9 protein-coding genes are annotated in these 9,975 nt (G+C 46.5%); all 9 read left to right on the top strand.

The genetic code is table 11. The annotated features are described in order from the left end of the window. Positions 1-259: 259 nt before the first annotated feature. The gene (dnaA, locus tag ABF463_RS05210; protein ID WP_415532502.1) at positions 260-1,603 is read left to right on the top strand and encodes a chromosomal replication initiator protein DnaA; all 1,344 of its coding nucleotides are present in this window, start codon (positions 260-262) and stop codon (positions 1,601-1,603) included. Positions 1,604-1,886: 283 nt separating this feature from the next. Then, positions 1,887-3,017 (top strand): DNA polymerase III subunit beta, encoded by a 1,131-nt coding sequence (dnaN, locus tag ABF463_RS05205; RefSeq protein WP_415532501.1) that lies wholly within the window; start codon positions 1,887-1,889, stop codon positions 3,015-3,017. Further along, the gene (locus ABF463_RS05200; RefSeq protein WP_415532500.1) at positions 3,010-3,225 is read left to right on the top strand and encodes an RNA-binding S4 domain-containing protein; all 216 of its coding nucleotides are present in this window, start codon (positions 3,010-3,012) and stop codon (positions 3,223-3,225) included. Before dnaN ends, ABF463_RS05200 begins: the two co-directional genes overlap by 8 nt. Beyond that, positions 3,222-4,349, top strand: a complete 1,128-nt coding sequence (gene recF / locus ABF463_RS05195) for a DNA replication/repair protein RecF (protein ID WP_415532499.1) — start codon at positions 3,222-3,224, stop codon at positions 4,347-4,349. The genes ABF463_RS05200 and recF overlap by 4 nt, the downstream gene beginning before the upstream one ends. A gap of 60 nt (positions 4,350-4,409) precedes the next feature. After that, positions 4,410-4,697 (top strand): extracellular matrix regulator RemB, encoded by a 288-nt coding sequence (gene remB / locus ABF463_RS05190; protein WP_415532498.1) that lies wholly within the window; start codon positions 4,410-4,412, stop codon positions 4,695-4,697. 114 nt (positions 4,698-4,811) lie between these two features. Beyond that, on the top strand, positions 4,812-6,740 hold the full coding sequence (gene gyrB, locus ABF463_RS05185) for a DNA topoisomerase (ATP-hydrolyzing) subunit B (RefSeq protein WP_415532527.1): 1,929 nt from the start codon (positions 4,812-4,814) through the stop codon (positions 6,738-6,740). Between the two features lie 162 nt (positions 6,741-6,902). Next, positions 6,903-9,446 carry a DNA gyrase subunit A gene (gyrA, locus tag ABF463_RS05180; RefSeq protein ID WP_415532497.1) on the top strand — a complete coding sequence of 848 codons (2,544 nt, stop codon included), beginning with the start codon at positions 6,903-6,905 and terminating at the stop codon, positions 9,444-9,446. Between the two features lie 108 nt (positions 9,447-9,554). Beyond that, complete coding sequence (locus tag ABF463_RS05175) at positions 9,555-9,731, top strand: lmo0937 family membrane protein (protein ID WP_415532496.1); 177 nt, start codon at positions 9,555-9,557, stop codon at positions 9,729-9,731. A 132-nt stretch (positions 9,732-9,863) separates the two neighbouring features. Continuing rightward, positions 9,864-9,975: lmo0937 family membrane protein (locus tag ABF463_RS05170; protein WP_415532526.1), on the top strand; the 112-nt coding region annotated here is incomplete at its 3' end.

Genomic DNA, 9,975 nt, shown 5'->3' with positions numbered 1-9,975 from the left:
AAAAAAATTGTGTTGCCCGCCGCTCCCAGCCGGGGCCAAAACAACGCCCTCATGCGTTTATTTACGATTTTCCTGTCCGCCGGTGTCGTGCCAGCGGGCTTTTTCTGCCAACCACAGCAAATACTGGCAGCTAAACGACTTTTTTCTTCACTTTTCACAGGTTTTCAAAGTTTTTAAATCATTCATTCACATGTTTTCAACTCTTTCAACAGAGTTTTCCACAATATTGTGGATATCAAGAATCGGGGGTAGTCCATAGATGCAGTCCTTTAAAGAAGTTTGGGAGGGGGTTTGCCTCTTCTGTAAAGAAAAAATTAGTGATGTGGCATTCAAAACCTGGATTTACTGCATGGAACCCGTAGAACTCCATTCAACTGAAGCGGTTTTTTTCGTCCGGTCAGATTTTCAGAGGAATATCATCTACGACAGGTACAAACAACTTTTAAAAGATGGATTTGAACACACACTGGGTTTTCCGGTTGATATTCGCATTGTGACAGAAGATGACAAGCCAAACGGTTATCATTCCCAATATGATTTCGTAGTCACACAGAACCCCGAAGATATCGAAAAGACCTATGCCAGCGCAGACTATGAATATACCTTCGATACCTTTATAGTAGGTTCCTCCAACAAATTTGCACATGCAGCGTCCCTTGCGGTCGCCTCTAATCCCGCTATGGCCTACAATCCGCTGTTTATCTACGGCGGCTCGGGTCTTGGCAAAACACATCTGTTGCATGCAATCCGCCATGAAATATTAAAAAACAATCAAAACAGTCAGATTCTCTACATAAAAGGCGAAGATTTTACAAATGATCTGATCGAATCGATTCGGCAAAACAGCCAAATCAGTTTCCGTAATAAATATAGGCAGACAGATGTACTCCTGGTAGATGATATTCAATTCGTTGCCGGTAAAGAATCCACCCAAGAAGAATTTTTTCATACGTTTAATTCCCTTTACGAATCTAAAAAACAAATAGTCCTTACATCGGACCGCCCTCCAAAGGAAATACAAACATTAGAGGACCGCTTACGTACGCGCTTTGAATGGGGACTGCTCGCGGACATCCAGCCCCCTGATTTTGAAACACGACTGGCTATTATCAAACGCAAAGCGGAACTGCTTGGCATCGCGATTCCAGACGAAGTGGGAGAATACATCGCAAACCGCTTAAAAAACAATATCCGCCAGTTAGAGGGAGCCGTCAAAAAAATCAAAGCCTACAACCTTCTCACAGGAGATCCCCCCTCCATCGCCATTGCACAGAACGCAATCAGGGATATTTTAAACGACAACCAACCGGTTCCCGTCACGATTGATCGAATCGTCAGCGAGGTTTCACGCACATTTGGCGTATCCCCGGAAGAAATCAAAGGCAAAATGCGTTCGGGCAATATTTCCACCGCACGCCAAGTCTCCATGTATATCATTCGTGAGATCACACAGATGTCTACATCCTCCATCGGTGAGAAATTCAATGGACGGGACCACTCCACCGTGGTATATGCTATCCAAAAGGTAGAAGACGAAATGAAAAACAAACCCCATTTAAAAGCAACAGTAGAAGATATCATAAAAAACATCCGCGCCAACTGAACTTTCCACTGCGACGTTTTTTTGCATTTTCCACCGCTCTCAAACAAAACATCCCTTCCCTCTACTGTTTTCACCATACTTTCCACTTTTCCCGTTTATTCACCGCCTATATTTCACAAGTCTGTTGAACTTTCGAGCTTCTCCCCAAAACTTCGACAAACTCCTCCAAATGCATTCACACCCCAAAAATCCAGCTAATTCGCTTCCAGACAAGCATTGTGGGTTTTTTCAACAAATTCACCGCCCCTACTACGTCTTCTCTTAAAATAAGCTATTCTATACTATGAAGAAAGGAAAACGAATCATGCAATTTCGCTGTAACACTAAAAAGCTCGCGGAAGCCCTCTCAGTGACCGGACGTGCAGTTTCAACAAAGTCCTCTATGCCAGCAATGGAAGGCATTCTTATCCGCACGGACAATAACCAGATTACACTGCACGCCTATGACTTAGAACTCGGTATTTCTACAGCCATAGACGCAGAATGCCAAACAGATGGTGAAATCGTCCTAAATGCTAAAATATTCACCGATATGGTTCGAAAACTACCAGGAGAAACAGTAGAAGTCAAAAGTAATGAAAAACTACTGACAATTGTCACCAGTGGTGCAGCGGAATTCACCATCCTTGGGATACCTGCTCTTGAGTTTCCTGAATTGCCTGTGTTTTCCGACGGCACCTCCATTGAACTACCCGAAAACTTACTGATGAGCATGATCCGGCAAACAATTTTTTCCATCTCCACCGACGAAAGCAATCCCATACACACCGGTATCCTGTTTGAATTACAAGACAAAGTCCTGCGCCTGGTCGCAGTAGACGGCTTCCGCTTAGCCATCCGTAAGGAACAAGTCAAAGAAGAACAAAATACATCTTTCGTCGTACCCGGAAAAACGTTGACAGAAATATATAAACTGCTCCATCCCGAAAACGACGACCCTATTACAATCAACATCGGTAAAAAACATCTCTTATTCGAAACCGGCGGCTATACGATTATTTCCCGTTTGCTTGAAGGTCAATTTCTGGATTATAAAAGTGTGCTCAGCGGTACAAAAACTGCAGAAGCAAGAGTCAACGCACGCACATTGACCAATAGTATCGATCGTGCCTCTCTGTTAATTACCGATCGCTTAAAATCGCCTGTACGCTGTATTTTTGAACCCGACCGAATTCGCATAAAATGCAGCAGCAGTATTGGTAAAATATACGATGAAGTCAACGCGATTTTTGATGGCGAGCCCTGTGAGATGGGGTTCAACAACCGGTATTTAATAGACGCTTTAAAAGCTACCGATTGCGACGAAATTCGTATCCAGCTTGGCGGCTCCCTTTCCCCTATGAAAATCTGCCCGCCAGATGGTGACGCATTTATTTTTCTCGTCCTGCCTGTGAGGCTAAATGCCGATGGTTGAACAAATTGCAATCCACACCCCTTTTATTAAGCTTGAACAACTGTTAAAGCTCGCCGGCGCTTTTCCAACCGGAGGCGGCTGTAAAGAAGCAATTCAAACCGGTTTAGTACAGGTCAATGGCAGTGTATGCCTCATGAGAGGGAAAAAAATTCATGTCGGCGACCAAATTTCTTTAGGCAACACAACTTGGCAGGTCACAGCTTCATGATTACCAACAGCCTTTCTTTACGTCATTTTCGAAATCTGGAGGAAACTGTTTTACAGCCGGATCCTGCAGTTAACATCTTTTATGGGCAAAATGCGCAGGGAAAAACAAATCTTTTGGAAGCAATTTGGATGTTCACAGGTTCACGGAGTTTTCGAAATGCCAAAGACAGCGAATTACTTGCTTTTCACGAAAAACAAGCACAGTTGGAGTTGACTTTTACAGCCGGCAAAAGAATACAGCAGGCATCCATTACCTTCCAAGAAAACAAACGGCGCGTACGACTAAACGATGTTCCTCTGAAAAGCTCAATGGGCCTTGCTGGTGAATTTTGCGCCGTAATTTTTGCCCCTGAACACCTAGCATTGGTCAAAGATGGCCCTGCGGTGCGGCGTACATTTCTTGACGAGGCTATCTGCCCCTTGCGCCCACGTCATGCGGCAATTCTATCTGCATATCATAAAGCGCTGATTCAGCGCAACGCTTTACTCAAAGATATTCCGCATCACATGGAGTTACTGGACACACTGGATATATGGGACGAACGCATCAGCAAATTAGGCGCATCCATTCTCTTTGCACGGCTTCGTTATCTGGCAAGATTGCTTCCAAAAGCAGAACGACTGCACCAAGCGATTTCCAGCAGCCACGAAAAAGCTGCTTTTCAATACGAAAGTGCAAAAGAACTGAAGGATTGTCTGCAAGCGGAAACCCTGCATGCTGTCGAAATCGAGCAGGCACTTCTGAACGTATTACAGAACCGCCGCCGCATAGACATTGAAACAGGAATCACTGGTGCGGGTCCGCACCGGGATGATATCCTGATTCATATTGCGGGCCTGCCTGCACGGACATTTGCCTCCCAAGGACAACAGCGAACAGCCGCATTGGCATTAAAGCTTGCAGAAGCCGAAGTGCTCAATGACGTAATCGGAGAGCCGCCGATTCTTTTGCTGGACGATGTATTCAGTGAATTGGACGCCGTTAGGCGGGAATATCTCATCAATCATATAGACAATGCACAAGTTTTTATCACTTGCTGCGACCCGCAAGGGCTTGCCCCAAAAGCAGGTGCTGTTTTTTCCCTTTCAAACGGGCAGATTCGACGTGGTTTTACCGCGTCTTGAAATAAATCGCATTTTTATTTTTTAACGTAACTTTGACCTTGTTGGTAAAGGAGGAAACCCATGTATCTGCATATTGGGCAAGATACCGTTGTTCGACTGCAAGATATCGTTGGTATTTTTGATATCGATACCACAAGTGTTTCAGCCATCACACGTGATTATCTGAAAAACGCGCAGCAATCGGGAATGATCATCAATGTCACCGATGAACTTCCCAAATCGTTTGTTGTTTGCCATGAGAAAAAACGAATTGAAAGTGATGAGCGTGTAAAAGTATACATTTCGCAAATTTCGTCAACAACTCTTTTGAAAAGAAGTATGGTCAATGGGTTCTCCGACGGGATATAAAAAAATGGACTGTATACACAAAAGATAACGTACACCGAGTCGGTTGTTTTCCGTTCCGCGTGACGGAAAACCGTAAACCGTACCATCCCGGCACGCGGAGAAATGGCGGAAATGATGAACGAAAATCAATTAGAACCGGAAAATACAGATTATGGCGCCGACCAGATACAAGTGCTGGAAGGACTGGAAGCCGTACGTAAACGCCCTGGTATGTATATCGGTTCCACCGGTGCGCCCGGACTCCATCATCTGGTCTATGAAATCGTGGATAACGCGATTGATGAGGCACTTGCCGGCTACTGCCACAACATCCATGTAGAGATTCTGCCAGAAAACATCATTCGCGTCACCGATGATGGGCGTGGAATCCCAGTCGGTATTCAGGCAAAAGTGGGGATTCCTGCAGTCACAGTCGTGTTCACAATGCTTCATGCGGGCGGAAAATTCGGCGGCGGCGGATATAAAGTTTCCGGCGGTCTGCACGGCGTGGGCGCTTCCGTTGTCAACGCGCTTTCGGAGTGGCTGGAAGTTGACGTCGCCAACGAGGGAAAGCTCTATCGGCAACGGTTTGAGCGAGGCGTGCCCACCACCAAATTGGAAATCATAGGCGATACCGATCAGGTCGGGTCAAAAATCACGTTTAAACCGGACTGTGAAATTTTTGAGACTTGCGTTTATGAATATGACATCATACTGGCACGTTTGCGTGAACAGGCGTTCTTGAATGCGGGTATTCATATTCTTCTTGAAGACAAACGTGAATCGGACGGGCGGCGAGACGCACTTTGCTATGAAGGTGGTATTCGGGAATTCGTTCAATACGTGCACAAGCGCAAAGGTTTAACTGCATTACACCCAGAAGTCCTTTATTTTTCCGCCAATGCTGAAAAAAGCATGGCGGAAGTCGCCTTACAATACAACGACAGCTACAATGAGGTCATCTATTCCTTCGCAAACGACATTCACACCACTGAGGGCGGCACGCACGAAACAGGTTTCAAATCGGCATTAACCCGTGTTTTTAACGATTATGGCCGGAAATATAATATTCTAAAAGATTCCGATTCCAAACTTTCGGGCGAAGATGTGCGCGAAGGGTTGACAGCTGTTATCAGCGTTAAACTTGAGGAAGCACTCTTTGAAGGGCAGACCAAAGCAAAATTAGGCAACACGGAGATCCGTCAGTTGGTTGACGGCATGCTCTATGAAAAAATGATGACCTATTTCGAGGAAAATCCCGCAGTTGCGCGTGCAATTTTCGACAAAGCGCTTTCGGCAAACCGGGCGCGCGAAGCGGCCCGTAAAGCCCGCGATCTTTCCCGTCGCAAGTCTGCACTCGATTCGGCCTCTCTCCCCGGCAAGCTGGCGGACTGCTCGGATAAAGACAATACCTATACTGAAGTCTATATCGTGGAAGGCGATTCCGCCGGAGGTTCCGCCAAAGAAGGGCGCGACCGAAAATTTCAGGCAATCCTGCCGCTGTGGGGCAAAATGTTAAACGTAGAAAAAGCCCGTCTGGACAAAGTTTATGGCAACGAAAAGCTGATGCCGGTCGTTACGGCGTTAGGCACAGGCATCGGTGAAGATTTTGATCTTTCCAAACTGCGGTATGGAAAAATTATTATTATGGCCGATGCGGATGTGGACGGTTCACATATCCGTACGTTATTGCTCACATTCTTTTTCCGTTTCATGCGTCCGTTGATAGAAGAAGGACACATATTTATCGCACAACCGCCTCTTTTTAAAGTTTCCAAGGGTAAAAAGTTTGGCTATGCGTTCACCGACAACGAACGTGACGCACTCATTGCAGAAATGGGCGGAAAATGTGATATTCAGCGTTACAAAGGTTTGGGGGAGATGGACCCTATCCAGCTTTGGGAAACGACGATGAATCCCGACGGGCGGACAATCCTGCGGGTGGATATGGAAGACGCCGCCGCCGCCGATGAGATATTCACCATTTTGATGGGTGACAAGGTGGAACCGCGCCGCGAATTTATTGAAGTCAATGCCGGAAAAGTACGTGAGCTTGATGTTTGATCGACATACCCCACCAAACAGTTTCGAAAAGTCTGGTAGAAATCATACAATTTCACACGTAGCAATTGTAGTGTGCTAAAATTATAAAAAACGTATTGACGACAATCTGTCCTGCGCATAAAGGCGGATGATACCTGCCTAAGCATAAAAAAGAGGGATTCGATGAATTTTGATGGACAAAAACTGATACCGGTCGATATCCGAAGCGAGATGGAAAAATCATTTTTGGAATATTCCATGTCGGTCATTGTGGCGCGCGCATTGCCGGATGTTCGTGACGGATTGAAACCTGTGCATCGCCGCATCCTGTACGCGATGTACGAAGATAACCTGCTGCCGACCAACGCTTACCGCAAATCGGCTACCACAGTCGGTAACGTGCTGGGCCGTTACCATCCGCACGGTGATGCGTCTGTTTACGATGCGTTGGTGCGTATGGCACAAAGCTTTTCCCTGCGTTATCCGCTGGTAGATGGACACGGCAACTTTGGATCGATCGATGGAGACGGCCCGGCGGCCTATCGGTATACTGAAGCACGTATGTCCCGCATTTCCTTGGAAATGATGCAGGATATTGAAAAAGAAACGGTGGATTTCCAATCCAATTTCGACGATGTACGAAAAGAACCCATTGTCATTCCATCGCGTTTTCCAAATATTTTGGTAAATGGGTCGTCCGGCATCGCGGTGGGCATGGCAACCAATATCCCGCCGCATAACCTCAATGAGGTTATTGATGGGATGGTCATGCTTATTGACAATCCCGACGCCACGCTTGAAGAATTGATGACCTGCATCCAGGGACCGGATTTTCCCACCGGTGGTATCATTATGGGACGTGCCGGCATCCGAGAAGCCTATGTAAAGGGACGCAGCCGGATCACATTGCGTGCCAAAGCGACCATTGAGGAAGAAGACAACGGGCGCAGCCGCATTGTGGTCACTGAAATTCCCTACATGGTGAATAAAGCACGCATTGTTGAAGGAATTGCACAGCTTCACAAGGACAAACGCATTGATGGCATTTCTGATCTGCGGGATGAGTCCGACCGCGAAGGCCTGCGCATCGTCATTGAACTAAAACGTGACGCCAATCCGCAGGTCGTGCTGAATCGACTTTACACCTTCAGCCAGTTACAGGAAACCGTGCCGGTCATCATGTTGGCACTGGTCAATGGGCATCCAAAAGTACTGCCACTGCGCGATATCTTAACAAATTATATTGAATTTCAAGAGCAGGTCGTCACGCGTCGCACACAATTTGACCTGCGTAAAGCAGAAGAGCGTGCCCACATCCTAGAGGGTTTGAAGATTGCGCTTGATTTCATCGACGAAGTCATTCGCATTCTGCGGGCGGCCAAGTCTATTCCCGAAGGCAAAGCTTCCCTCATGGAGCGGTTTGCACTGGACGATGTGCAGGCGCAAGCCATTGTGCAGATGCGTTTGGGACAATTGACCAACTTGGAACGGGAAAAAATAGAGGAAGAATTGGCGGCACTCGAAGCCAAAATCACGGAGTTTAAGGCCATTCTTGCGGACGAACAACGCATTCTTGAAATCATCAAAGAAGAAGCGTTGGCAGTCAAAACAAAATTTGGAGATGAGCGCCGCACCCAGATTGAGAACATCAGCGGCGAAGTTGATGTGGAAGATCTCATCCCGGTGACGGACATTGTGCTCACCTTGACCAATTTCGGATACATTAAACGGCTTCCAGCTGCTGTTTATCATACCCAGCGACGTGGCGGACGCGGTATATCCGGTCTGACGCGTCGGGAAGAAGATGTGGCTAAGGAGTTATTTGTCTGCTCCACACATGATTATGTGTTGTTTTTCACCAACCATGGTCGTGTGTACCGTCTCAAAGGATATGAGGTGCCGGAAGGCTCCCGCACGTCTAAGGGCATGAATGTGGCCAATATTCTCCAAGTGGCGCAGGATGAAAGCGTTACCGCTATGATCAAGGTGCCGAAATTTGAGGATAATTGCTATCTGGTCATGGTCACCAAAAAAGGAATTGTCAAACGTACGTCACTGGATGCATACGATACCGCACGGAAAGCCGGCGTTATCGGGATCTTGCTGGAGGAAGATGACGAACTGGTGGGCGTTTTGCTCACCGATGGCAGCGCGCATATTCTTGCGGGTACCCGAAACGGCAATGCCATCCGCTTTTTGGAGACCGACGCACGGCCAATGGGACGTGCATCACACGGTGTGAAAGCCATTACATTATCCGATGGGGATTATGTAGTCGGCGTGACTATTCCAAACGGAGACGGGAGTCTGTTGCTGGTGACCGAAAACGGCTACGGAAAACGGGTGCCGTTTGAGGAATTCCGTGTGCAAAACCGTGGCGGTAAGGGCTTGATTTGCTGCAATACCAACGAAAAAACGGGGTTGGTGGCAGGCCTGCGCGTAGTGGAAGAAAATGATGACGCACTCTTTATTTCTTCCAATGGCGTAATCATTCGTGTACCGGTTGGAGAAATCCCCATTTATTCGCGTTATGCGCAGGGTGTGCGTGTGATGCGTGTGGGTGAGGAAACCCGTGTGGTTACTGTCACCAGCGCCGCGCATGAGGATGAAGAACCTGAAGATACAGAGGAAATTCTCCCTGATGATACCGGATTGGAGACAAATGGGGATGTGGACAGTGAAGCGATACAGGATGTGCAGCCGGTAACGGATGAACCGAAAGAGTAACTCAATTTTTAAAATACTGAAAAATATTACCGGTGATTATTCACAAGACAAACACAGGAATGCCTGTTTTCATAACGGACACACTATCTCCGAAAGGAGCGGATAAAGATGTTATGGATAGTGGCGGGTGTTCTTCTGGTTTTGTGGCTTGTGGGGATATTGGCTGCTTATACGCTTGGCGGACTTGTTCACTTGCTTTTGATTGCCGCATTGATTCTGATTATTGTGAAAATCATACAGAGTATACGTAAAAACGTGACTCGGCATGATGAACCAATGAAATAGAGCAAGAAAACACCGGGTACATTGGTATCCGGTGCTTTTTTGTCAAAAAAAAAAGCGATTGTTTTTCTTTTCCCCTTATGTTATGCTCGATATAGCTAAAAATAGTCAAAAAAGAGGAAAGGGAAAAATGCGATGCTGTGGGCGATTATCGGCGTACTTTTTATTTTGTGGTTATTTGGTTTTTTTGTCATTCACTTGTTTGGCGGACTCATCCATTTGCTCTTAATTTTATTAATTATTCTGG

It is taken from the genome of Ethanoligenens sp. (assembly GCF_047718355.1).
Classification (GTDB): Bacteria; Bacillota; Clostridia; order Oscillospirales; family Ethanoligenentaceae; genus Ethanoligenens.
The sequence above is the reverse complement of the archived record's forward strand: the minus strand, read 5'-3'. Positions and strand labels throughout refer to the sequence as shown.

What these genes read in the sequence shown, in the direction of transcription:
- dnaA (WP_415532502.1), top strand. Translation starts at nt 260, where the DNA reads ATGCAGTCCTTTAAAGAAGTTTGGGAGGGGGTTTGCCTCTTCTGTAAA.
- dnaN (WP_415532501.1), top strand. Translation starts at nt 1,887, where the DNA reads ATGAAGAAAGGAAAACGAATCATGCAATTTCGCTGTAACACTAAAAAG.
- ABF463_RS05200 (WP_415532500.1), top strand. Translation starts at nt 3,010, where the DNA reads ATGGTTGAACAAATTGCAATCCACACCCCTTTTATTAAGCTTGAACAA.
- recF (WP_415532499.1), top strand. Translation starts at nt 3,222, where the DNA reads ATGATTACCAACAGCCTTTCTTTACGTCATTTTCGAAATCTGGAGGAA.
- remB (WP_415532498.1), top strand. Translation starts at nt 4,410, where the DNA reads ATGTATCTGCATATTGGGCAAGATACCGTTGTTCGACTGCAAGATATC.
- gyrB (WP_415532527.1), top strand. Translation starts at nt 4,812, where the DNA reads ATGAACGAAAATCAATTAGAACCGGAAAATACAGATTATGGCGCCGAC.
- gyrA (WP_415532497.1), top strand. Translation starts at nt 6,903, where the DNA reads ATGAATTTTGATGGACAAAAACTGATACCGGTCGATATCCGAAGCGAG.
- ABF463_RS05175 (WP_415532496.1), top strand. Translation starts at nt 9,555, where the DNA reads ATGTTATGGATAGTGGCGGGTGTTCTTCTGGTTTTGTGGCTTGTGGGG.